This window comes from Prauserella alba (assembly GCF_024171735.1).
Classification (GTDB): Bacteria; Actinomycetota; Actinomycetes; order Mycobacteriales; family Pseudonocardiaceae; genus Prauserella; species Prauserella alba.
The window spans coordinates 46,938-70,356 of record NZ_JAMTCH010000008.1; the positions used below are offsets into that span (position 1 = coordinate 46,938).

Sequence of the window (23,419 nt, forward strand, 5' to 3'; positions counted from 1 at the left end):
CGCCGCACGCGGACGACGCACTCAGCGGTGAGTGAAGTTGGGCGCCCTGCGTTCGAGGAACGCCGCCACGCCCTCGGCGTAGTCCGCACCGCGGGCGGCGTCCTCGCGCAGCGCGTGCACCTCGGCGTCCGGTTCGGTCATGCCCGCGGCGATCTTGCCGATGATGCGGTTCATCCCGCGCACGGACGCCTGCGACCGCGCGCACAGCGTCGCCGCGAACTCACCGGCCTGCGTCTCCAGGTCGTCGAACACGTCGGTGACGAGGCCGATCTCCCGGGCCCGGGAGGCGTCTACCAGGTTGCCCGACAGCAGCAGGTAGCGGGCCTGCGCCGGTCCCACGAGCTCGGTGAGCAGCCGCGTGGATTCGAAGTGGTACACGATGCCCAGCTTGGCGGGCGTGATGCCGAATCGGGCACCCGGCGCCGCGAACCGCAGATCGCACGCCACCGAGAGCTGGCAGCCACCGCCGATGCAGTTGCCCTGGATCATCGCGATGCTCGGTTTGCTCGCCCCGGCCAGCGCGTCGACGGCGGCGTCGACGGCCCTGTCGTACGCGGCAACGCCCTCCGGGGTCGAGCGCAGCTGGCGGAACTCCCCGATGTCGGCCCCGGCGGAGAAGTGTTCGCCCTCCCCTGCCAACACCAGCACCTTCACCGCGGGGTCGGACTCCACGGCGGCGACGACCTCCGGGATCGCCGACCACATCTCGTGGGTGATCGCGTTCATCTTGGCCGGCCGCGTCAGGGTCAGGCGGGCCACGTCGCCGTCCCGGGTGAGGTCGATTCCGTCCGTCATGGACGGTAAGGCTAGAAGCCCGCAGCCGGTTCAGGCGGCCGACGTGACCCGGTACACGTCGTAGACACCCTCGACGTTCCGCACGACCTTCAGCACGTGCCCGAGGTGTTTCGGGTCGCCCATCTCGAAGGTGAACTTGCTGACCGCCACGCGGTCGTTCGACGTGGTGACCGATGCGGACAGGATGTTCACCTTCTCGTCGGCGAGCACCTTCGTCACGTCGGACAGCAGGCGATGCCGGTCGAGTGCCTCCACCTGGATGGCCACGAGGAACACCGACGACTCGGACGGTGCCCATTCGACGTCGACGAGCCGCTCGGGCTGGCTCCGCAGGTCGTCGGCGTTGGTGCAGTCGGTGCGGTGCACGCTCACCCCGCCGCCGCGGGTCACGAAGCCCAGGATCTCGTCGCCCGGCACCGGGGTGCAGCAGCGGGCGAGCTTGGTCCACACGTCGCTGGCACCGGGAACGATCACACCGACGTCGCCGGAACCGCGGCGCCGCGTCACCGTGGACGGTGTCGCCCGCTCGGCGAGTTCCTCCTCGGCCTCCTCGACACCGCCGATGAGGGCCGTGAGCCGCTGCACGACGTGCTGAGCGCTCGTGTGCTTCTCCCCCACCGCGGCGTACAGCGCGCTGATGTCGTTGTAGCGCAGTTCCTTGGCGACGGCACTCATCGAATCGGCCGACACGAGGCGCTGGATCGGCAGCCCGACCTTGCGCACCTCCTTGGTGATGGCTTCCTTGCCCGATTCGACGGCCTCGTCGCGCCGCTCCTTCGCGAACCACTGCCGGATCTTCGCGCGGGCCTTCGGCGACCCGGCGAACTGCAGCCAGTCGCGGCTCGGCCCCGCGCCTTCCGCCTTCGACGTGAAGATCTCGATGACCTCGCCGTTCTCGAGCTTGCGCTCCAGCGCGACGAGCCGTCCGTTGACGCGCGCGCCGATGCAGCGGTGACCGACCTCGGTGTGGACGGCGTAGGCGAAGTCGACGGGTGTCGACCCGACCGGCAGCGTGATCACGTCGCCCTTCGGCGTGAACACGAAGATCTCGCGGGTGGCGAGGTCGTAGCGCAGCGATTCGAGGAACTCGCCCGGGTCGGCGGCCTCGCGCTGCCAGTCGAGCAGCTGGCGCATCCAGGCCATCTCGTCGACGTCGACGGTGTTGCCGCCGTGCGTCCCCCGGGTCTCCTTGTACCGCCAGTGCGCCGCGATGCCGTACTCGGCGGTGCGGTGCATCTCGTGGGTGCGGATCTGCACTTCCAGCGGTTTTCCGTCCGGGCCGATCACCGTGGTGTGCAGCGACTGGTACACGCCGAACCGTGGCTGGGCGATGTAGTCCTTGAACCGGCCCGGCATGGGTTGCCACAACGCGTGCACCACGCCCATGGCGGCGTAGCAGTCGCGGACGTCGTCGACCATGATCCGCACACCCACCAGGTCGTGGATGTCGTCGAGCTCCCGGCCGCGGACGATCATCTTCTGGTGGATCGAGTAGTAGTGCTTCGGCCTGCCCTCGACCTTCGCGGCCACCCGGGACGCTTCGAGGTGCGAGTTCAACTCGCCGATGACCCCGCGCAGATACGTGTCGCGGGACGGGGCGCGATCGGCGACCAACCGCACGATCTCGTCGTACTTCTTCGGCTGCAGGATCGCGAACGCGAGGTCCTCGAGTTCCCACTTGACCGTCGACATGCCCAGCCGGTGCGCGAGCGGAGCGAGGACCTCGAGGGTCTCCTTCGCCTTGCGCGACTGCTTCTCCGGCGGCAGGAACCGCATGGTGCGCATGTTGTGCAGCCGGTCGGCCAGCTTGATCACCAGCACCCGCGGGTCACGGGCCATCGCGATGACCATCTTGCGGATCGTCTCGGCTTCGGCCGCCGTGCCGAGCTTGACCTTGTCGAGCTTGGTGACCCCGTCGACGAGCTGGGCGACCTTGTCGCCGAAGTCGGTGCCGAGCTGGTCGAGCGAATAGCCGGTGTCCTCGACCGTGTCGTGCAGCAACGCCGCGACGAGCGTCGTGGTGTCCATGCCGAGCTCGGCCAGGATGGTCGCCACGGCCAGCGGGTGCGTGATGTACGGGTCACCGGACTTGCGGCGCTGGTCGCGGTGCAGGTGTTCGGCGACGTCGTAGGCGCGCTGGAGCAGGCCGAGGTCGGCGCTCGGGTGCAGCTCCCGGTGGATCGCGGCCAGCGGTTCGAGAACCTGCTTGACCGGCGCGGCGCGTTGCGCGGTGATCCGGCGGGCGAGCCGGGCCCGCACCCGACGCGTCGGCGACGGGGCCCGCGTGGCCGCCGGATGCGGGTTCCCCCGGGAGGCGGCGGTACCCGACCCCGATCGCTGGCCGCCGGTCGGCGGGTTCCGGGAGTTCGCCGGTGCCTCACCGCCGGGCTGCGACTGTCGCGACGCGTCGGAACCCGCCGTGTCGCTGCCGGCCGCATCGGCGCCGGCCGCAGCCGGGTCGCCCGCGGGCGCGGCGTCGCCGGGCGACGTGGTGCTCCCGGTGGCTGCCGCGTTCCCGGTGTGGCCCGTGTCACCTGCGGGTGCGGTGTCGCCGCCCTGCCTGCGCGCGGGGTCGTCACCGTCGTTCGACCGGGCTGCCACGGAATCGAGCTCTTGGCTCACCCGTACCTCCAGCTCATCGCGCGCGAGTGCCTGCTCCCTCCAGGGTAGACCCCGGTGTGGAACGTCTCGGAGCGGCGCCGTTCACGGCGGGTTCACACGCCGGCCGCGGACCGGCTCCCCCGCGCTCACCGGAGGGCTGCGACCCCCGCGCGCGACGGCGTCACGCGGATTTCAGCACGTGCAACGGCACGTCCCCGAGCCGTTCGCGCCCGCCGAGCGAAGCGAGTTCGAGCACCACCGCCACCGAACGCACGTCCGCACCGGCTTCGGCGAGCAGCGACCGCGTCGCCGCGACCGTGCCGCCGGTGGCGAGGATGTCGTCGATGATCGCGACCCGCTCACCGGGCCGGACCGCGTCGGCGGGCAGTTCGAGGGTCGCGGTGCCGTACTCGAGTTCGTAATCGACGCTGCCGCCGACCGAGGGCAGCTTGCCCGCCTTACGCACGAGCGTGACGCCGACGCCCTTCGCGTAGGCCACGGCGGCGGCGAGCACGAACCCGCGCGCTTCCACGGCCGCCAGCTGGTCGACGTCGCCGACCACTTCGGCCAGTGCATCGATCACGGTGGCGAACGCCTTCGGATCCCCGAACAGCGGCGTCAGGTCGCGGAACACCACGCCCGGTTCGGGGAAGTCCGGCAGCTCCGCGATCATGCCGAGCGCCTCGTCGAGGTTCATGACCGCTTCCTCTTCCCGCTCGGGGCACTCTTGCCTGCCGTGCTCTTCCCCGTCGGAGTACCCGACCGCCGGGGCCGCTGGTCGCGGCCGCGGTTCCGGTCGCGGGCCTTCTGGGTGCGGGCGGGCACGGACGCCGCCGCGGCGACCGCCTTCTCCTTGCGCAGCTCGCTCTCGAGCTGGGCGTCGTCACCGGGGTCGAAGTAGTCGTCGGGGTCGACGCCGTCGGCTGCGTCCTCGGCCTGGGCTGCGCGGGCCCGCTCGGCGCGGCGCTCGGCCACGCGCTCTGCCTGCTGCACGTACTTGGGCTCACGCATCTTGAACGTCACGAGCAGCGGCGTGGCCAGCAGTACCGAGGAGACGACACCGGCCAGCATGCCGGTCAACTGCACCAGCGCCAGGTCCTGCAGGGTGCCCGTGCCGAGCAGGATGTAGCCGATCACCATGAGCCCGAGCACCGGGAGCAGCGCGATGACGGACGTGTTGATCGACCGCATCAGCGTCTGGTTGAGCGCCAGGTTGGCGGCCTCGGCGTACGTCCGCCGGGTCAGGTTCAGCAGCCCGCGGGTGTTCTCCTTGACCTTGTCGAACACCACGACGGTGTCGTACAGCGAGAACCCGAGGATCGTCAGCAGGCCGATCACGGTCGCAGGCGTCACCTCGAAGCCGACCAGCGAGTACACGCCCGCCGTCACGATGATGTCGTGCAGCAGCGTGATGATCGCCGAGACGGCCATCCATTTCTCGAAGTAGATGACGAGGAAGACCGTCACCAGCACCAGGAACACGCCGAGGGCGATGAGGGCCTGCTGGGAGATCTCGCCGCCCCACGACGCGCTCACCGCGCTGTCACTGATCACCGATCCGCTGGGCTGGCCGTTCGCCGCCAGCGGCCGGAACTCGTCGAACAGTGCCTGCTTGGCCTCGGCGACCTGGCCGGGATCGAGCGAGCTCAGCCGCACCTGGATGGCCGCGGCATCGCCGACACCGACGACCTGCGCCTCCGACGCGGAGACCCCGGTCGCATCGCTGACGACGTCCTTGGCCGCGTCCTCGTCGATCCGGCCTTCCGCGCCCTGGGCGGGAAGCTGGATCTGCGTGCCGCCTTCGAACTCGATGCCGAGGTTGAAGCCCTTCACCCCGAGCGATCCGGCGCACACGAGGATCAACAGCGCGAACGCCGCGAACCAGCGCTTGCGGTGACCGACGATGTCGAAGGCGCCGGTACCGGTGTAGAGCCGCTGGAACAGCGACGCCTTCGCGCCCCCGGAGCCGCCGGTGCCATCGGTCTCGGCGGCCGGTTCGGTCTTGGCGCTGTTGCCTTCGGACACGTCAGGCCCCCTTCGTGTTCGTCGCGGCCTTCGTCTGGCTGATGTGGACGCCACCACGCCGTTGACTGCCGAGGCGCTGCACCGTGCCGAGGCCCGACAGCTTCGGGCTGGACAGCTTCTTCGACCGCGACACCATCGCGACCAGCGGATGCGTCACGAGGAACACCACGATCAGGTCGAGCACGGTGGACATGCCGAGAGTGAAGGCGAACCCGCGGACCTCCCCGACCGCCAGTGCGTACAGCACGCCCGCGCACAGGAACATGATCGCGTCGGACGCGAGGATCGTGCGGCGGGCCCGCACCCAGGCTCTCGGTACCGCCGACCGGAACGTCTTGGCGTCGCGCATCTCGTCCTTGATGCGCTCGAAGTAGACGACGAACGAGTCCGCGGTGACACCGATGGCGATGATGAACCCGGCGACTCCTGCGAGGTCGAGCGTGAACCCGATCCAGCGGCCGAGCAGCACCAATACCGCGTAGACGATCATCGCCGACAACGCCAGCGACAACACCGTGAGCACGCCCAGCATCCGGTAGTAGATGAGGCAGTAGACGAACACGAGCGCGATACCGATCGCACCGGCGATCAGGCCCGCTTCGAGCGAGGCCAGGCCGAGCGTCGGCGACACCGTCGTGGCGTCGGACGATTCGAACGACAGCGGCAGTGAGCCGTACTTGAGGATGTCGGCGAGGTTCTGCGCCTCCTCCTCGGTGAACTCACCGCTGATCTGGGTCCGGCCGTTGGGGATCGGCTCGTTGATGGTCGGGGCCGACACCACCCGGGTGTCGAGCACGAACGCAGCGTTGGCGCCCGTGTTCTGCGCGGTGTACTCCGCCCAGGTCTCCGTGCCCTCGCCCTTGAACTGCAGGTTGACCAGCCAGCCGCCCTGCTGCGGATTGAACTGCGCCGAGGCGTCGTCGACCTGCGTGCCCTGCAGGAACACCGGGCTCAGCACGTACTTCTCCGTGCCCGCCTCGTTGCACGTGACCAGCGGCCGGTTCGGATCGTCGTTGCCGACCAGCGGATCGTTGCCCGAACAGGTCAGGCTCGCCATCGCCTGCTGCTGCAGTTGCATGGCCTGCTGGGATGCGCCCTGCTGCGGATTGCGGCCCGGGTCCAGTGCGGGGTTCTGCCGGACCTGCTTGGCCTCGCGGATCTCACGGGCGACGTCCTCGTCGGACTGTGGCTGACTGCCACCGCCGCCCTGGGGACTGCCCGCGGCGTCCGGGGAATCCTGCCCGTTCTGCTGGCCACCGTCCTGCTGGCCACCGTCACCTTGGCCCTGTTGCCCCTGCTGGCCGTTCTGGCCCTGCTGCCCCTGCTGTTGGACCGGCTGGGCGTTGATCACGGTGCGGAATCCGAGCTTGGCGGTGCGGCCGAGGTTCTTGGCCTGTTCGCCCTCCTCGCCGGGAACCGTGATGACGACGTTACTGCCGTCGAGCACCACCTCGGCGCCGCTGACACCGATCCCGTTGACCCGGGTCTCGATGATCTGGCGCGCCTGGTCGAGCTGGTCCTGCGACGGTTCCTGACCGTCGGGAGTGCGTGCGGTCAAGGTGACCCGGGTACCGCCCTGAAGATCGATCCCCAGTTTCGGCGTCGGCTCCCGGTCACCGGTGAGGAACACCAGTGAATAGAGCGCGACGATGATGAGGACGAAAATGCTCAGATAGCGTCCCGGGCGGATCGTCCCGGCCGGTGGTGCCACGTCGGTGGTTCTCCTCGAAGGTGTTCAGCGGCTTGCGATGAGTCCGGAAGGTACGCAGCGTGAGCGCCCGTCGACGACGAAGGGGCGTTCAACGCGAACGCACGCAGCACCGAGACACTACTCGGCGCTGCGTGAACGCTGCGTGCAAAGCCGCGAATTCATCCCGCCGATCCGGTGAAGAACCGACGGACGTCGCAGGGTCCTTGCTTTACTTCTTGTGCTCGAGCGGCTCCGCGACCTGCGCAGTCGTCACCGACTCGGAGTCGGAATCGGCGTCTGACGTGGCGGTCGCCGACTCGTCGGCGGTGTCCTCGTCGGCAGAGTCCTCGTCCTCGACGTCGTCGGCCGCCGCCGGGTCGATGCGCTCGCGGATGGCCTGACGGAGCCAGGTCGTCACGACGCCGTCAGCGATCTCGAGGTCGATGGTGCTCTCGTCGGTCGCGTCGGCAACCGTGGCGTAGAGACCGGACGTGGTCATCACTCGGTCGCCGGGAGCAAGGCTGCTCTGCAGCTCCTGCTGCTGTGCCGCAGCCTTCTTCTGCTTGCGCGTGCCCATGATCAGCGGGACCGCGAGCACGAGCATGAGCAGGAGCGGCAGCAAAAGGCCTTCCATGGTTCTCCATTCGCCGGACGTCTCTCCGCCTTGCGGTACGTCCACGTTTGTCTGGATGTGCTCTTTCGAGTGTGCCAGGTAACGCCGCCTGCACGGGCGGCCCCCTGCCACCGCACCCCGGCAACGTTTCAGTCGAACAGGGTCGGCGCACCGGCGTCAACCCCGGCCGCATCCGACGGCGGCGCCAGGCCGAGGTGCTCCCAGGCGGCCGCCGTAGCGATCCGGCCGCGCGGGGTACGGGCGAGCATACCGGCACGTACGAGATACGGCTCACAGACCTCTTCCACGGTCGTCGGCTCCTCGCCGACCGCCACCGCGAGGGTCGACACCCCGACCGGACCGCCGCCGAACGACCGCACGAGGGCTCCCAGAACCTCCCGGTCGAGCCGGTCGAGGCCGAGCTCGTCGACGTCGTAGACCTCGAGCGCCGCCCGCACCACCGGCAACGTGGCCTGACCGTCGGCGCGCACCTCCGCGTAGTCGCGGACCCGCCGCAGCAGCCGGTTCGCGATCCGCGGCGTGCCGCGGGACCGGTGGGCGATCTCCGCGCGGCCCGCATCGTCGATCGTGATGTCCAGCAGCGCGGCCGACCGTTCGATCACATGGCCGAGTTCGCCGGGCGTGTAGAACTCCATCTGCCCGGTGAAGCCGAACCGGTCCCGCAGCGGACCGGTAAGCGCACCCGAGCGGGTGGTCGCGCCGACCAGGGTGAACGGTGCGACCTCCAGTGGGATGCTCGTGGCGCCCGGCCCCTTGCCGACGACCACGTCGACGCGGAAATCCTCCATCGCCAGGTACAGCATCTCCTCGGCCGGGCGGGCGATGCGGTGGATCTCGTCGATGAACAGCACGTCACCCTCGGCGAGGTTCGACAGCATCGCGGCGAGATCGCCCGCCCGTTCCAGCGCCGGACCCGAGGTGATGCGGATCGCCGCACCGAGCTCCGCGGCGACGATCATCGCCAGGCTCGTCTTGCCCAGCCCGGGCGGGCCGGACAACAGCACGTGATCCGGTGGCACGCCCCGCTTCCTGGCACTTTCGAGGACGAGTTCGAGCTGCTCACGCACCCGCGGCTGGCCGACGAAGTCACCGAGCTTCTTCGGCCGCAGCGCCGTCTCCACCTCGCGGTCGCCCGCCTGCGGGAACGCCGAGAGCGCCGCCTCGGTCGCGGCATCGGCGAAGCCGCCCGCCGCACCGCCCTCCGGGCCGGGGATGCCGTCGAGCCCCCCGCGGCCGTCCGGGCCCGCGTCACCGAAGTCGGTCATGTCCTCATCGTGCATGGTGGCCGGTCAGCGCTTCGTGCCGAGGGTCGTGAGCGCGGCGCGCAGCAGAGCCGAGGTGTCAGCGCCGGCATGGTCGGCGCCGACCTTCTCCACCGCCTGCTCCGCCTGCTTCTGCGCGAACCCGAGCCCGATGAGTGCCTCGACGACCTCGGCCCGGGCCGCGCCGGCGGCGGGCTGGGCCCCTGCTCCCCCGCCGGCAGGGTCCGCGGCGAGCACCTTGTCGCGGAGTTCGAGCGTGAGGCGTTCGGCCCCCTTGCGGCCGATGCCGGGCACCTGCGTGAGCGTCGTGATGTTGCCGTCGGCCAGTGCGGTGCGGAGTTGATCGGGGTCGAGCACGGCCAGCGCCGCGAGCGCCAGGCGGGGGCCGATGCCCGAGACGGTCTGCAGCAACCAGAACAGGTCCCGCGCCTCGGTGTCGGCGAACCCGAACAGGGTCAGCGAGTCCTCCCGCACCACGAGCGACGTCGCCAGCCGCGCCTCGTCGCCGCGGCGGAGAGTCGCCAGCGTCGACGGTGTGGCCTGCACCGCGAGGCCCACGCCACTGACCTCGACGACGACGTGGTCGAGACCGATCGACAGGACTTCACCTTTCACCGAGGAGATCACCGGCGCGTGTTCCTTCCGCTGTTCGGGTCGTCGGCGGTCCTGCGGGCCTTGTCCTTGGCCGCGGCCGCGAGTTTCGCCTTGTGGGCGCGTGCCAGCTGCGCGGCCTTCGCCTCCGCCGCAGCCAGGCGTTCGCGCATCGGCTCCCGCCACAGGTGGCAGATCGCCAGCGCCAGCGCGTCCGCGGCGTCGGCGGGTTTCGGCTGCGACTCGAGCTTCAGCAGCCGCGTCACCATACCCGTGACCTGGGCCTTGTCGGCCCGGCCAGATCCGGTGACGGCGGCCTTCACCTCGCTCGGTGTGTGGAACACGACGGGCAGCCCGCGGCGCGCCGCGTTCAGCGCCACCACGCCACCGGCCTGGGCGGTGCCCATCACCGTGCGGACGTTGTGCTGGCTGAACACACGCTCGACCGCGACAGCCTCGGGCCGGTGCACGTCCAGCCAGTGCTCGACCGCATCGGAGATGCGCAGCAGCCGCGTCGACAGCTCGGCGTCCGCGGGCGTGCGCACCACATCCACGGCCACGCAGGTCACCGACCGGCCGAGCCCGCCGTCGACGACGCCGAGCCCGCACCGGGTCAGCCCGGGATCCACACCGAGCACGCGCACCTGTCTCCCCCTTGCCGGGAACATCCGTTCGAGACCGTCAGATTACCGCCGGCGCCGCGCCCACCCCGGCAGGCACGCCGGGCGGGCCCGCCGCGAGAGGGATCCGCACCCGGCGGGCGGTTGAGGGGTCCGCTGATGCTCAGGGGCCGTCAACGCCGGGAGTCCAGCTCTCGGGCCTACCGCTCTCGGTGAGCACCGGCTGCCACGACGCGAAGCCCTCCGGCGCCGCCTCGGCCCACGGCCAGTGCCCGTCCGGCGTCGGCACGATGATCTGCACGGCCGGGAAATCGCCCTCGGGGTAGACCACGAACGCGCTGCCGAGGAACTCCGGGTAGTGGCCGGAGTTGACCCGCTCGAAGGTGACGGGCACCCCGTCGAAGAAGTCGCGGTACAGCTCGCCGCAACGGAAGTCCTCACCCGTGGCCGCGCGGTCGACGTAGGCGTCGAGCAGTACCGGCGCCAGTTCCGGTGGCAGGCCGATCACGACGGCCTCCGGCACGCCGTGCATCGCCCACGCGCACACCGTGAACGCGTAACCCGCGCCGCGTTCGTCGGCCGCCACGCTGATCACCGCGTTGCCACGCCGTTCGGCCTCGGCGACGATCCACTCCCTGAGTTCGTCGTCGGGGTCGGCGGTGTTCGCGGAATCCGGCGTCTCGACACTCACGGCGTGCATTCTGCCGCATGCCCCTGCCAGATCCCACCGCCCGGCCGCACAACCGTGGCGGAGATTCCGGTGACACCGACGAGAGGCACACGAGCGACGGCGCCCGGCGGCACAGGTACAACCCTGCACCGCCGGGCGCTGTCACGACCGGGATCGCCACCGGCCTCGCGAACTCCGCGAGGCCGGCGACGGTCAGGCGGTCGCCTCGGCCATCACCTCGTCGCTGACGTCGAAGTTGGTGTAGACGTTCTGCACGTCGTCGCAGTCCTCGAGCGCGTCGATCAGCTTGAACACCTTCTTGGCGCCCTCGACGTCGAGCGGCACGTTCACCGACGGCTGGAAGCTCAGCTCGGCCGACTCGTAGTCGTAGCCCGCGTCCTGCACCGCCGTGCGCACCGCGACCAGATCACCCGGCTCGGACACGATCTCGAAGCTCTCACCGAGGTCGTTGACCTCTTCGGCGCCCGCGTCCAGCACCGCCATGAGCACGTCGTCCTCGGATTTGTCGCCCTTGTTCATGAGCACGATGCCCTTGCGGGTGAACAGGTAGGCGACCGAACCGGGGTCGGCCAGCGAACCGCCGTTGCGGCTGAGCGCGGTGCGCACCTCACCCGCGGCCCGGTTCTTGTTGTCGGTGAGGCACTCGATGAGGACCGCGACGCCGCTGGAGCCGTAGCCCTCGTAGGTGATCTCCTGCCAGTCCGCGCCGCCGGCTTCCTCACCGGCGCCGCGCTTGCGCGCGCGCTCGACGTTGTCGGCGGGGACCGAGTTCTTCTTCGCCTTCTGAATGGCGTCGAACAGCGTCGGGTTCGCGTCCGGGTCGCCCCCGCCCGTACGCGCAGCGACCTCGATGTTCTTGATCAGCTTCGCGAACAGCTTGCCACGCTTGGCGTCGAGGGCGGCCTTCTTGTGCTTGGTGGTGGCCCACTTGGAGTGGCCGCTCATCTCTCCTCCAGATCTACGTCTTCTTCCGCGAGGCCCACGAACAGTCGGTGCACCCGGTCGTCCCCGGTGAGTTCGGGGTGGAACGCCGTTGCCAGCACCCTGCCCTGGCGGACCGCGACGATCCTATCGGCCGCGTCGCCGGCCTCCGCGGTGTGCGGCACTCTGGCCAGCACCTCCACGTCCTCGCCCGCCTTCTCGACCCACGGCGCGCGGATGAACACGGCGTGCACCGGGTGGTCACCGGCACCGGCGACGGCAAGGTCCGCCTCGAACGAATCGACCTGCCTGCCGAAGGCGTTGCGCCGCACGACCACGTCGAGTGCGCCCAGCTGCTCCTGGTCGGGCCTGCCGTCGAGCACGGTACGGGCCAGCAGGATCATGCCGGCGCACGACCCGTAGGCGGGCATGCCCGCGGCCAGCCGCTCCCGGATCGGCTCGAGCAACCCGAAGGTCACCAGCAGCCGCGACATCGTGGTCGACTCGCCACCGGGCAGGACGAGCCCGTCCACGCGCGCCAGCTCGTCGGGCCTGCGCACCGGCACCGCCGTCGCACCGGCGCGTTCGAGCGCACCGGAGTGCTCACGTACGTCGCCCTGCAGGGCGAGCACGCCTATCGTCGGGCGGGCGTTCACGCGGATCCTTCCTCCGAACTCGTCGTTCCCGAGCACGTCACTCCGGCAGCACCGCGAAACCGGCAACACTGCGAAGCCAGCGGCGCCGCGAAACCGGCAGCGCCGCGGGTCGAGCATGCGCACGGGGCGACGCTGCAGTTCGGCCGCTCGGGTCGATCCGTCCAGGATACCCACCCGGCCCCGCCGTCCGGCGCCTGCGGGCCGGGCGCGGCTACGGCACGCCGAGCAGCCGGAGTCCGGCTGCGGTGGCCGCGGCGGCGAGCACGACCACCACGAACGGCGCCTTCCGCCACGCCAGTACGCCGCCGACGGCCACGCCCGCAGGGCGCGCCACGCCCGCGAACTCGCCGTCGGCCAGCAGCGCCGACGTGGCGACGAGCGCGGCGAGCAGCACGACAGCGGATGTCGCCATGAGGTGCTCCGCGCGGCCGGACAGGGTGACGCGAGTGCGGAGCGCGGGCCCCGCGAAACGGAAGGCGAACGTACCGGCGCCCAACACGACGGTGGCGACGACGAGCACGAGCGGGCTGGTCATGTGACGTCCTCCGACCGGGACTGCGGGGTGGGCGCCGGGTCGCGTGGGCCGTCCGGCGTACCGCCACGGGCGACGAGCACACCGGCGAGGGCCAGCAGCACGGGCACTCCCGCGGGCAGCACCGGTGACGTCGCCAGTGCGACGACCACGCCCACGGCGGCGGCCAACCGCGTCGACCGGTCCTTCAGGGACGGCAGGACCAGCGCGAGCAGCACCGCGGGGAAGGCGGCGTCGAGCCCGAAGGCGTCGGTGTCGGAGATGACGGTCCCGCCGAAGGCGCCCGCCACGACACCGACGTTCCAGCAGACGAACAGTCCGATGCCACATGTCCAGAAGGCGACTCTGCGCCGGTCGGAGTCCCGCTGGGCCAGGGCGAACGCGACCGTCTCGTCGATCATCAGGTGCGCGCCGGCGGCGCGCCGCGCGAGCCCGCGGCCGAAGACGTCGCCGATGGCGAATCCGAACGGCACGTGCCGCGCATTGACCACCAGCCCGGCCACAACGGCGGCGATCGGGTTGCCGCCCGACGCGATCAGGCCGACGAACATGAACTGCGCCGCGCCGGCGAACACGACCAGCGACAGCAGCATCGGCAGCCACAGTGGCAGGCCCGAGCCGACCGTGATCGCTCCGAAGGAGGCGCCGACGAGCCCGTCGGCCGCGCACACGAGCACGATGTCGCGCAGCAGGCCGGGGCCGAGCCGACTTGTTAGTGTTCGCCATATCGAACGCATCACCTGACATGGTGAACAAAAGCGACGCGTTCGTCAAGGCGAACAGCCGGACCGATGGAGCGAACACGTGACGGAGACCGACCCCGCGCAGCAGCACACCACCGGCACGGGCGCGGACCAGCAGGGCACAGTCCCACAGAGCGCAGTCCCACAGAGCACAGTCCCGCAGAGCACGGAGCCGCAGGCCGAAGGGGCAGCCGGGACGACCACCCCTGGCACGGGTCCGCTGGCCCACATCGCGTCCGCGCTCCGGCGGGAGCGGCAGCGGGCCGGGCTGTCACTGACCGAACTGGCACGCCGTGCCGGCGTCGCGAAGTCGACGCTGTCGCAGCTCGAATCCGCCGCGGGCAACCCGAGCGTGGAAACGCTGTGGGCGCTCAGCGTGGCGCTCGACGTGCCGTTCGCACTGCTCGTCCAGCCCGCGCGGCCGCAGGTGCAGCTCGTCCGTGCGGGCGAGGGTCCGCGGTTCGCGGCCGATCGCGCGGACTACCTGGCGACCGTGCTGTCCACCTGTCCCCCGAACGCGCGCCGCGACCTGTACCTGATCACGGCGGAGCCGGGGTCGGCCCGCGAATCGGAGCCCCACATGCCCGGCGTCGTGGAGCACGTCGTGCTCAGCACCGGGCGCGCGACCGTGGGGCCGAGCGACGATCCGGCCGAGCTGGCACCGGGCGACTACATCGCCTACCCCGGCGACCTGCCGCACGTGTTCGAGGCGCTCGAACCGGGCACGACCGCGGTCCTCGTCTCGGAACACACCTGAGCCGCCCGGTCACGCGTGGCCGCGTGCACATCGCGAGAGCCGTCACCGGACGGAGACCGAATCCGACGTCAGATACACCTCGACCTCAACGGCGTGCCCGTTCGACCCGCCGAGCCTGGCATCCGTAGTGACCACCGGGATGTCGAGTTCCTCGGCCAGAGCGATGTACGTCGCGTCGTACGGCGTCACGGCATGTCTCAACTCCCACACCCGCCGCACCAACGCCCGGTGCGGCGACCGTTCGACCGGGAACTGCCCGAGTTTCGCGACGACGTGCTCGGCGACACCAGCCTCCATTACTCCCCGGTGCACGTGTTTCCTGACCGAGTTCAGGACTTCGACGTCGATCAGTTCCGGCGCCGCGGCCCGGCCCGTGAACACGCGGCGCATGAGCGCCGGGTTCGGGTCCCGCGCAGCCATGACCTCGACGAGCGCCGAAGCATCGAGCACAAAGTAGCCGTCGACCGACATCACGCGTCCCGGTCTTCGCGGACGGCCGGCACAATCAGCTCACGGGGCACGCCACCGGCGCGAACGTCGTCGAGCTCGGCCAGCACCTCCGCGACGGTCGGTCCCGAGCGGTCGAACTCTTCGCGCTACCGATCGAGGTAGGCACGCAACCCGAGCCGATCACTGGACGACGTCGGCGACGATGCGCCCAGCCAGCGGGCACCCTCTGCGTTGTCGGACATGACCCAAGGTTAGCGGCCCGCACCGACAATTCCCCCGCGAACACGCACGTCATCAGCGTCGTTCAGCACCTTCCGGAGAGAACCCCTGCGCGATCCCCTCCGGAACCCGATCGATCGGATCGATCACTCGGCGCCCCCGCTACTCCGGGACGGGCGGCCGCTTCGACGGCGCGTACCCAGTGGCACACGACGCCGCCCGAGACGACGCGGCCCGACGACGGCTCGGCCGACACACTCGGCCTTCCGCCGTCGAGCGTCGCCGTCACCAGCCGCGCTCGGCGAGACGGTGCGGCTCGGGGACGTCGTCGACGTTGATGCCGACCATCGCGTCGCCCAGCCCGCGCGAGACCTTGGCCAGCATGTCCGGGTCGTCGTGGAACGTCGTGGCCTTGACGATCGCCTCGGCACGGCGCGCCGGGTCCCCCGACTTGAAGATGCCCGAGCCCACGAACACGCCCTCGGCGCCGAGCTGCATCATCATCGCGGCATCGGCCGGTGTCGCGATCCCGCCCGCGGTGAACAGCACGACGGGCAGCTTCCCGGTCGCCGCGACCTCGCGCACCAGTTCGTAGGGCGCCTGCCACTCCTTCGCCGCCACGTACAGCTCGTCCTCCGGCAGCGCCGCCAGTTTGCGCAGTTCGGCACGGATCTGGCGCATGTGCGTGGTCGCGTTCGACACGTCGCCGGTGCCGGCCTCGCCCTTGGAACGGATCATCGCGGCGCCCTCGGTGATGCGCCGCAACGCCTCGCCCAGATTGGTCGCACCGCACACGAACGGCACCGTGAACGCCCACTTGTCGATGTGATTGGCGTAGTCGGCGGGCGTGAGCACCTCGGACTCGTCGATGTAGTCGACGCCGAGCGCCTGCAGCACCTGCGCCTCGACGAAGTGCCCGATCCGCGCCTTGGCCATCACGGGGATCGACACCGCGTCGACGATGCCGCCGATCAGGTCCGGGTCGCTCATCCGCGCCACGCCGCCCTGGGCGCGGATGTCCGCGGGCACGCGCTCGAGGGCCATCACGGCGACGGCGCCCGCGTCCTCGGCGATCTTCGCCTGCTCCGGCGTGACCACGTCCATGATCACGCCACCTTTGAGCATCTCGGCCATGCCGCGCTTGACGCGGGCGGTGCCGGTCTCGGGGGTGGGCGACTGGGCGGTGGACGTCGAGGTCGACACGGAAGGAACCTTTCGTCTGATCGGGTGGAACAACCCCAGCCTAGGCCGCATGTGGCCCCCTCAGGGTGGCCATTTCGCAGCATTCTCGGCAGGCCACTCGACGAGGCCGGTCACCTCACCTTGCCGAGGGCGTTCGACGGGTGTGTGATCGAGCACACAGGTGCCGGTGAGCCGCGAGGAGGCCGTGATGACCGAGAAGCAGGGCAAGGGAGGCGATGCGGTCGCCGCGACGGTGGACGATCCGGCCCGGCTGCGCAATGTCGCGCTGGTCGGGCCGTCGGGCGGCGGCAAGACGACACTGGCCGAGGCACTCGTCGCCGCGGCCGCCACGGGCGGGCGCACGCCGTCGACCGACACCGGGACCGTGTTCGACCACGACCCGGTTGCGCTCCGCCAGCAGCGATCGGTCGGCCTCGCGGTCGCACCCGTGCTGCACCGCAGCGCCACCCACGGCGACGTCAAGATCAACCTGATCGACACCCCCGGCTACGCCGATTTCGTCGGCGAACTGCGCGCCGGACTGCGCGCCGCCGACGCCGCCCTGTTCGTCGTCTCAGCTGGACACGGGGTGGACGCCGCCACGGTGACGTTGTGGCAGGAGTGCGCGCGGATCGGCATGCCGCGCGCGGTGCTGGTCTCCCGCCTCGACCACGCCCGAGCCGATGTCGACGGGGAGATCGCCGCGTGCGCCGAGGAGTTCGGCGACGGCGTGCTGCCGCTCTACCTGCCCGCGAGCGAGGGCACGGCGCTGATCGGCCTCATCACCGGACGCCGGTACGACTACGCGGCAGGGCACCCACCGGTCGTCGGCGACCCCGACCCGGCCGATCTGGACCGCCTGTCCTCGGCCCGCGGTGAGCTCATCGAGGGGATCATCGCCGAGAGCGAGGACGAGTCCCTCATGGACCGCTACCTGGCCGGCGAGGACATTCCCGAGGAGACGCTCATCGCCGACCTCGAGACGGCCGTGTGCCGCGGGGCGTTCCATCCCGTGATCCCGGTGTGCGCCGAGACGGGGGTCGGGCTCGCCGAGGTGCTCGACGGCATCGCGGCCGCATGTCCCTCACCGCTGGAACGCGCCGTCCCCTTCGCCGCCTCCCCCGAGGGCCTTCCGCATCCACGTCTGGCACCCGATCCGGAAGGCCCGCTGGCCGCCGAGGTCATCCGCACCACCGTCGACTCGTTCGTCGGCCGCGTGTCGCTGGCGCGCGTGTTCTCGGGAAGGCTGCAGCCCGACCGCGCCGTGCACGTCTCCGGCCACGGACTGGCCGACCGCGGACACGCCGATCACGACGAGGACGAACGGCTCGCCCACCTGTACAGCCCGTTCGGCGCCGCACTCCGCGAGATCCCGTTCGCGGTCGCGGGCGACATCTGCGCCCTCACCAAGATCTCGTCGGCCGAGACCGGCGACACGCTGTCCACACCGGACGATCCGTTGCTGATCGCACCGTGGGACATGCCCGAACCGCAACTGCCGATGGCGGTCGTCGCGGCAGGCCGCAGCGACGAGGACGCGATGGCACGCAACCTCGGCAGGCTCGTGGCGGCCGATCCGACACTGCGGCTCGAACGTCGCGCCGAGACCGGCCAGCTGGTCGTGTGGTGCACCGGTGAGGCGCACGCCGACGTGGTGCTGGCACGGCTGTGCGACGGCGGCGCCGACGTGACCACCGAGCCGGTGCGCATCCCGCTACGGGAGACGTTCACGCGCGCGACGACCGGCCACGGCAAGCACGTCAAACAGTCGGGCGGACACGGCCAGTACGCGGTGTGCGACATCGAGGTCGCACCGCTGCCCCGCGGCACAGGCGTCGAGTTCGCCGACCGCGTCGTCGGTGGCGCCGTGCCGCACCAGTTCATCCCCAGCGTCGAGAAGGGCGTGCGGGCCCAGCTCGCGGCGGGCCTCACCGAGGGCCGCCCGATCGTCGATGTGCGCGTCACGCTCGTCGACGGCAAGGCACACAGCGTCGACTCCTCCGACGCGGCGTTCCAGACCGCGGGCGCGCTGGCGATCAAGGACGCCGCCACCGCGGGGCTGACGGCCCTCGAACCGTTCGACGAGGTCGAGGTCCGGCTGCCCGACAACTACCTCGGCGCCGTCCTCGGCGACCTGTCGTCCCGCAGGGGCCGCGTGCTCGGCACCGAGGCACCGGGAGGCGGCACGACCGTGGTGCGCGCCGAGGTACCTGCCACCGAACTGCTCCGCTACGCCGTCGATCTGCGGTCGATCACGTCCGGAACGGCGACGTTCAGCCGCCGTCACGTGCGCTACGACCCGGCCCCCGACCACGCCACGGCCGTGCGGTGACCGGCGTCAGCCGAACGAGAAGCCACCGGGCCGCTCGTTGCGGTCGGCGAGCAGGCCGGCGAGCGTCGCGATCGCGATCTCCGGCGGTGTCCGGGAGCCGATGTTCAGCCCGATCGGCCGGTGCACGCGCGCGATGTCGTCCTCACTCGCGCCGAGCTGCCGCAGCGCGGCGATGTGCGGCCCCTCGTGCCGGGGATTGCCCATGACACCGATCCACCGCGCGGGCTGTGCGAGCGCGTCCCGCAGCACCACGCCGAGTTCGTCGCGATGATGGTCGGTGACGACGATGTCGGCCGTGTCCGGGACATCCGACAGGTCTGGGATCTCCGTGGGCGCGTCGGCGACGCGCTTGGCGTCGGGTTCCACGAGCAGCGCCCTGAATCCGGCGTCCGCGGCGTAGCGCAGCAGGTAGTCCGCGACCGGCGTGGCGAACACGGCGACGAGGGTACGGGTGTCGCGACGCACGTCGCGTTCCCCGTGGGCGACCTCGCACGCATCCGGCTCGGCGGCCGTCTCGGTTCGGGCCGCGGCTTCCGCGTCGGGCTGCGACGTCGCGGGCACCTCCGGCTTGTCGGACGTGCCCGGCGCTTCCGGTGTCGTTGCCATGCCGCCAGTGTGACAGCCACGGCCGCGGGATCAGGAATCGCGCGCCGGCGGCGTGGTCGCCGGTTCGGGTTCGGCGATGTCGAAGTACTCGGGCTGCGGCGCGGTGCCCGCGAGTTTGAAGTAGCGGACCTTGCGCCGCCTGCGCAGGGTCAGCGTGTCCCGCACCGCGTCGTTGTAGACCCGGCGCGCGATCACCATGCGGTGCTCGGCATCGGCGAGTTCGGCGGCGAGCGGCCCGGGCAGCGCCGACCGGTCGAGGGCGCCGAGCAGCCGGGTGAGCTCGTTCTCGGCGGGCTCGCGGTCGGCCCACGACACCTGTTCGGCGGTGCGCGCCGCCGCCGCCAGCTCGGCGCCGTCGATCCGCCCGAGCGCGGGCGCAGCGGCCGAGGCCGCCACGGTCCGCGCGACGACGGCGCGCCGTGCGAGTGCCGCGTCGAGTGCCGCCCGTCCGGCGTCCATGCGCACGTGCAGCCGGTCGAGCCGGTTCGCCGTCGCCAGCAGGAACAGTCCGAGCGCGACCACGAGCACGGCCAGTGCCGCGATCACCACGAACACCGTCATGTGCCCACGTCCCGGTCGGGGCCGACCTTGCGCGGGTCGGCGGCGATGGCGGTCTCGTAGACGCGCAGCACCTGCGTGACGACCGTGCGCCAGTCGTACAGCGCGACGCGGTCGGTCGCCGCCGCCGACAGCCGGGCGCGCCGATCCGGGTCGGTGAGCAGTTCCCGCAACGCACGGCCCAGCGCGACCGCGTCCCCGGTCGGTGTCAGTACCCCGGCGCGGCCGTCGTCGAGGACGCGCCGGAACGAGTCGAGGTCGCTGGCCAGCACGGGCGCGCCGGCGGCCATCGCCTCGGTGAGGATCATGCCGAAGCTCTCGCCACCGGTGTTCGGTGCGCAGTAGACGTCGACGCTGCGCAGCGCGCGGGCCTTGATCTCGTCGTCCACCTGGCCGAGCAGCTCCAGGTGGCCGTCCAGCTCCGGACCGGCCTGCTTGCGCAGCGTCTCGGCCTCTCCCCTGCCCGCGACGAGCAGCCGCACCTCGGGCAGCTCGGCCACGATGCCGCGCAGCGCCTCCAACAGCACGCCCATTCCTTTACGCGGTTCGGTGTAGCGGCCGACGAACCCGACGGTGCCGCCCGCACGGGGATAGCCGTCCAGCGGCTTCGCCCCGGCGAACGACGGCACGTCGACGCCGTTCGGGATCTCCACGGCGTCGCCGCCGAGATGCTCGACCTGAACCCGGCGGGCGAGCGCCGACACCGCGATCCGGGCGGTGATCTTCTCCAACAGCGGCCGCAGCACCGGTTGGAACGCCGACAGGGTGCGGGAGCGCGGCGTGGAGGTGTGGAACGTCGCCACGATCGGCCCGTCGGCGACCTTCAACGCCAGCAGCGACAGGCTCGGCGCCGCCGGCTCGTGCAGGTGCAGCACGTCGAACCGGTTGTCCCGCAACCACCGCCGCACCCGGGCGTACGACACCGGGCCGAACTGCAGCCGGGCGACCGAACCGTTGTAGGGGATGGCCAGCGACCGGCCGGCCGGGTGGACGAACTCGGGCAGGTCGGCGTCCTCGTCCGCGGGCGCCAACACGGACACGGTGTGCCCGCGGGAGCGGAGTGCCTTGGCGAGGTCGACGACGTGTCCCTGCACACCACCGGGTACGTCGAACGAGTAGGGGCAGACGATCCCGATCCGCATGCCGGTCACCCCGCGTCCGCGGCGGATTCCTCGCCTGCGGTGCCGTCGGCGGCCGGGTCGTCACGGTCGGCGGGCCAGAACGGCTGCAGCATGTGCCAATCGGTGGGGTGGGCGGCGATGTCGCCTGCGAAGACGTCGGCGAGGGCCTGGGTGGCGGCCGGTGCCTCGGCCCGGTTGGCGACCCGGATGCGCGGGTGGATGCGCAGCCCCCAACCGCCGTCGGTGAACCAGGATCCGACGGGCAGCAGCGCCGCACCGGTGCTCGCGGCGAGCCGTGCCGGGCCTGCGGGGAACCGCGCCGGTTCGCCGAAGAAGGTCACCGGGGTTCCCGTGTTGGTCAGGTCCCGGTCGCCGACGAGGCACACGACGCGATTCTCCCGCAGTCGTTCCAGCAGGAGGCGGAACGGCACGCTGCCGTCGGCGGGCACGACCTCGAAGCCGAGCGATTCGCGGTACTCGACGAACCGGCGGTACAGCGATTCCGGTTCGAGGCGTTCCGCGACCGTCGTGAGCCGGCCGATCTGCTGTACCGCCCACAGGCCGGCGACGTCCCAGTTGCCCGTGTGCGGCAGGGCCACGACCGCACCGTTGCCCTCGGCCAGCGCCGCCTCGAGGTACTCGGTACCGCTGATGTCCACATCGGCCAGCACGGTCGCGGGATCGGCCGAGGGGAGCCGGAACGCCTCGTGCCAGTAGCGGGCGTAGGAGTGCATCGCCCGGCGTGTCAGCTCGTCCAGTTCGGTCTCGCCCGCCCGTGGGACCACGCGGCGGAGGTTGGCGCGCAGCTGCCGTACGCCGCCGCCACCGCGGCGCGCCGCGAGGTCGGCCACTCCCCAGAAGGCGACCCCGGCGAGGGCCTTCGGCAGCTTCGGCACGAGGCGCCAGCCCGTGGCGAAGCCGGCGTCGGTGAGCCGCCCGGCCAGCCCCGTCACGGGTGGCCCTCCGTGGCCGAACGTGCCACCCCGACGATCCGTTGGACCAGGGTGATCACCGACAGCACCGCGAGCAGCCACTGGGACACCTCGACGGCCACGGGCACGCCGAGTCCTTGCAGGCCGGTGCCGACGAGGGCGATGATCAACCGTTCGGCGCGTTCGATCAACCCGCCGTCGGCCGAGGTGAACCCGGACGCCTCGGCGCGCGCCTTGACGTAGGAGATCACCTGCGCGAGAACCAGCGAGAGCAGGGCGGCGACGGCGATGCGCTCCTGATCGGTGACGAACGCCCACCAGGCGATGGCCCCGAACAACGCGCCGTCCACCAGCCGGTCGCACGTCGCGTCGAGCACGGCCCCGAACGGCGTACTGCCTCGCGCCCGCGCCATCGCGCCGTCGAGCAGGTCCAGCATGACGAAGCCCCACACCGTGAACGTGCCCCACAGCAGCATTCCGGACGGGAAGAAGACCAGGGCGCAGCCGAGCGCACCGGCGGTGCCGATGAGCGTCATGGCGTTGGGCGTGAGCCCGGCACGCACCAGCGCGGCACCGATCGGATCGGTGACGCGGGATACCGAGGCGCGCGCGAAGATGTTCAGCATCTGGTCCTACGAGGCGTGCAGGTCGGTCGGGGGACGTCGGTCGGGGCTGTGCGGGACGGCGACCGCCTGCCGGGTGTCACGTGGTCGGGTGACCTCCGGCGGACTGGCGCATCCGCCGGAAACCCTATCGACTTCCCGCACCGGCCGCCGGGACGGCCACCCGTGCGACGGCCCGGCACCCGCGAGGACGCTGGTCCGAACCTATGCGGCTCTGCCGGTGTCGTCGCCGTCACCGTCGCCGTCCGCCGTGTCCCCGTCCTCGGCGGCGAGCCGCCGTTCCACCTCGGGACACCGCGGCCGCAGGCCACCCCGGATCGCGTCGCTGATCTCACCGAGCATGCGCACCTGTTCGGCGGTCAACTGGTCGAACACCGCGGTGCGGACCGCCTCCACGTGGCCCGGTGCCGCGGCTTTGATCGCCTCGAAACCGGCGGGCGTCAGGTGGGCGAAGGCGCCGCGCTTGTCCGTGGGACACGCCTCCCTGCGTACCCACCCCTTCGCCTCCATCCTCGCGACGGCGTGCGAGAGACGGCTGCGGGACGAGCGCGTGGCCACGGCGAGGTCACTCATGCGCATCACCTGATCCGGCGATTCCGAGAGCTCGACCAGCACTTCGTAGTAGGCCTGCGGCATCCCCGCGTCGTGCTGGAGCTGGGTCTCGGTGTGCGCGTTGAGCATGCCGACGGCCTCCCGGAAGGCGCGCCACACGCGCTGTTCGTCGTCGCTCAGCCATCGCGGTTCGTGCCGTCGCGCTTCGTCCATGTCCACCATCATACTCTGGTTGAACCCTCAACCAACATGCGTTACAGTTATAGTTGAGCGCTCAACAAGATGGCTTCCGTCTCCGCGCCGGCACCACGAATCCGTGGTACGGA

Annotated in this window: 24 protein-coding genes; 2 read left to right on the top strand and 22 right to left on the bottom strand. The window is 71.1% G+C overall.

Features of this window, described 5'->3' with window-relative positions; translation table 11 throughout:
- Positions 1-21 precede the first annotated feature (21 nt).
- The 14 genes from LY12_RS23865 to LY12_RS23930 form a co-directional block, all read right to left on the bottom strand.
- Positions 22-795: an enoyl-CoA hydratase/isomerase family protein gene (locus tag LY12_RS23865; protein WP_253859720.1), complete on the bottom strand. Its 774-nt coding sequence runs from the start codon at positions 793-795 to the stop codon at positions 22-24.
- 30 nt (positions 796-825) lie between these two features.
- Positions 826-3,417 carry a RelA/SpoT family protein gene (locus tag LY12_RS23870; protein ID WP_308292165.1) on the bottom strand — a complete coding sequence of 864 codons (2,592 nt, stop codon included), beginning with the start codon at positions 3,415-3,417 and terminating at the stop codon, positions 826-828.
- Between the two features lie 160 nt (positions 3,418-3,577).
- The gene (locus tag LY12_RS23875) at positions 3,578-4,093 is read right to left on the bottom strand and encodes an adenine phosphoribosyltransferase (protein WP_253859721.1); all 516 of its coding nucleotides are present in this window, start codon (positions 4,091-4,093) and stop codon (positions 3,578-3,580) included.
- Positions 4,090-5,421, bottom strand: a complete 1,332-nt coding sequence (gene secF, locus LY12_RS23880; RefSeq protein ID WP_372493622.1) for a protein translocase subunit SecF — start codon at positions 5,419-5,421, stop codon at positions 4,090-4,092. The genes LY12_RS23875 and secF overlap by 4 nt, the downstream gene beginning before the upstream one ends.
- 1 nt (position 5,422) lies before the next feature.
- The gene (secD, locus tag LY12_RS23885) at positions 5,423-7,132 is read right to left on the bottom strand and encodes a protein translocase subunit SecD (protein ID WP_253859722.1); all 1,710 of its coding nucleotides are present in this window, start codon (positions 7,130-7,132) and stop codon (positions 5,423-5,425) included.
- Positions 7,133-7,340: 208 nt separating this feature from the next.
- The gene (gene yajC, locus LY12_RS23890) at positions 7,341-7,745 is read right to left on the bottom strand and encodes a preprotein translocase subunit YajC (protein ID WP_253859723.1); all 405 of its coding nucleotides are present in this window, start codon (positions 7,743-7,745) and stop codon (positions 7,341-7,343) included.
- Positions 7,746-7,873: 128 nt separating this feature from the next.
- Positions 7,874-9,010: a Holliday junction branch migration DNA helicase RuvB gene (gene ruvB / locus LY12_RS23895; protein ID WP_253859724.1), complete on the bottom strand. Its 1,137-nt coding sequence runs from the start codon at positions 9,008-9,010 to the stop codon at positions 7,874-7,876.
- Positions 9,011-9,034: 24 nt separating this feature from the next.
- Positions 9,035-9,634, bottom strand: coding sequence for a Holliday junction branch migration protein RuvA (gene ruvA / locus LY12_RS23900; RefSeq protein ID WP_253859725.1), 600 nt, complete (start codon positions 9,632-9,634; stop codon positions 9,035-9,037).
- Complete coding sequence (ruvC, locus tag LY12_RS23905; RefSeq protein ID WP_253859726.1) at positions 9,631-10,242, bottom strand: crossover junction endodeoxyribonuclease RuvC; 612 nt, start codon at positions 10,240-10,242, stop codon at positions 9,631-9,633. The genes ruvA and ruvC overlap by 4 nt, the downstream gene beginning before the upstream one ends.
- A 139-nt stretch (positions 10,243-10,381) precedes the next feature.
- Positions 10,382-10,918, bottom strand: coding sequence for a DUF4262 domain-containing protein (locus LY12_RS23910; protein WP_253859727.1), 537 nt, complete (start codon positions 10,916-10,918; stop codon positions 10,382-10,384).
- 183 nt (positions 10,919-11,101) lie between these two features.
- Positions 11,102-11,854: a YebC/PmpR family DNA-binding transcriptional regulator gene (locus LY12_RS23915; RefSeq protein ID WP_253859728.1), complete on the bottom strand. Its 753-nt coding sequence runs from the start codon at positions 11,852-11,854 to the stop codon at positions 11,102-11,104.
- Positions 11,851-12,486, bottom strand: coding sequence for a pyridoxal 5'-phosphate synthase glutaminase subunit PdxT (pdxT, locus tag LY12_RS23920; protein WP_253859729.1), 636 nt, complete (start codon positions 12,484-12,486; stop codon positions 11,851-11,853). The genes LY12_RS23915 and pdxT overlap by 4 nt, the downstream gene beginning before the upstream one ends.
- Positions 12,487-12,697: 211 nt before the next feature.
- Positions 12,698-13,021 carry an AzlD domain-containing protein gene (locus tag LY12_RS23925; RefSeq protein ID WP_253859730.1) on the bottom strand — a complete coding sequence of 108 codons (324 nt, stop codon included), beginning with the start codon at positions 13,019-13,021 and terminating at the stop codon, positions 12,698-12,700.
- Positions 13,018-13,755 carry an AzlC family ABC transporter permease gene (locus LY12_RS23930; RefSeq protein ID WP_253859731.1) on the bottom strand — a complete coding sequence of 246 codons (738 nt, stop codon included), beginning with the start codon at positions 13,753-13,755 and terminating at the stop codon, positions 13,018-13,020. Before LY12_RS23930 ends, LY12_RS23925 begins: the two co-directional genes overlap by 4 nt.
- A 226-nt stretch (positions 13,756-13,981) precedes the next feature.
- Here LY12_RS23930 and LY12_RS23935 point away from each other — a divergent pair, with 226 nt between their 5' ends.
- Positions 13,982-14,518, top strand: a complete 537-nt coding sequence (locus LY12_RS23935) for a helix-turn-helix domain-containing protein (protein ID WP_253859812.1) — start codon at positions 13,982-13,984, stop codon at positions 14,516-14,518.
- 42 nt (positions 14,519-14,560) lie between these two features.
- Here LY12_RS23935 and LY12_RS23940 read toward each other — a convergent pair whose 3' ends face one another.
- Positions 14,561-14,989 carry a type II toxin-antitoxin system VapC family toxin gene (locus tag LY12_RS23940; protein WP_253859732.1) on the bottom strand — a complete coding sequence of 143 codons (429 nt, stop codon included), beginning with the start codon at positions 14,987-14,989 and terminating at the stop codon, positions 14,561-14,563.
- A gap of 483 nt (positions 14,990-15,472) precedes the next feature.
- Entirely contained in the window at positions 15,473-16,390 is a 918-nt protein-coding gene (gene pdxS / locus LY12_RS23945; protein ID WP_308292166.1) for a pyridoxal 5'-phosphate synthase lyase subunit PdxS, read from the bottom strand.
- 187 nt (positions 16,391-16,577) lie between these two features.
- Between pdxS and LY12_RS23950 the strand changes: the two genes are divergently transcribed.
- Positions 16,578-18,701 (top strand): elongation factor G-like protein EF-G2, encoded by a 2,124-nt coding sequence (locus LY12_RS23950; RefSeq protein ID WP_253859733.1) that lies wholly within the window; start codon positions 16,578-16,580, stop codon positions 18,699-18,701.
- 6 nt (positions 18,702-18,707) lie between these two features.
- On the opposite strand, the gene LY12_RS23955 is transcribed toward LY12_RS23950, so the two are convergent.
- The 6 genes from LY12_RS23955 to LY12_RS23980 all read right to left on the bottom strand — a co-directional run bounded on the left by LY12_RS23955 (position 18,708) and on the right by LY12_RS23980 (position 23,306).
- On the bottom strand, positions 18,708-19,307 hold the full coding sequence (locus tag LY12_RS23955; RefSeq protein WP_253859734.1) for an XdhC family protein: 600 nt from the start codon (positions 19,305-19,307) through the stop codon (positions 18,708-18,710).
- 30 nt (positions 19,308-19,337) lie between these two features.
- Positions 19,338-19,868, bottom strand: coding sequence for an NUDIX hydrolase (locus tag LY12_RS23960; protein ID WP_253859735.1), 531 nt, complete (start codon positions 19,866-19,868; stop codon positions 19,338-19,340).
- Complete coding sequence (locus LY12_RS23965) at positions 19,865-21,007, bottom strand: glycosyltransferase family 4 protein (protein ID WP_253859736.1); 1,143 nt, start codon at positions 21,005-21,007, stop codon at positions 19,865-19,867. The genes LY12_RS23960 and LY12_RS23965 overlap by 4 nt, the downstream gene beginning before the upstream one ends.
- Positions 21,008-21,012: 5 nt before the next feature.
- Complete coding sequence (locus tag LY12_RS23970) at positions 21,013-21,939, bottom strand: phosphatidylinositol mannoside acyltransferase (protein WP_253859737.1); 927 nt, start codon at positions 21,937-21,939, stop codon at positions 21,013-21,015.
- Positions 21,936-22,544: a phosphatidylinositol phosphate synthase gene (gene pgsA / locus LY12_RS23975; RefSeq protein WP_253859738.1), complete on the bottom strand. Its 609-nt coding sequence runs from the start codon at positions 22,542-22,544 to the stop codon at positions 21,936-21,938. The genes LY12_RS23970 and pgsA overlap by 4 nt, the downstream gene beginning before the upstream one ends.
- 201 nt (positions 22,545-22,745) lie before the next feature.
- On the bottom strand, positions 22,746-23,306 hold the full coding sequence (locus tag LY12_RS23980; RefSeq protein WP_253859739.1) for a MarR family winged helix-turn-helix transcriptional regulator: 561 nt from the start codon (positions 23,304-23,306) through the stop codon (positions 22,746-22,748).
- Between the last annotated feature and the right edge of the window lie 113 nt (positions 23,307-23,419).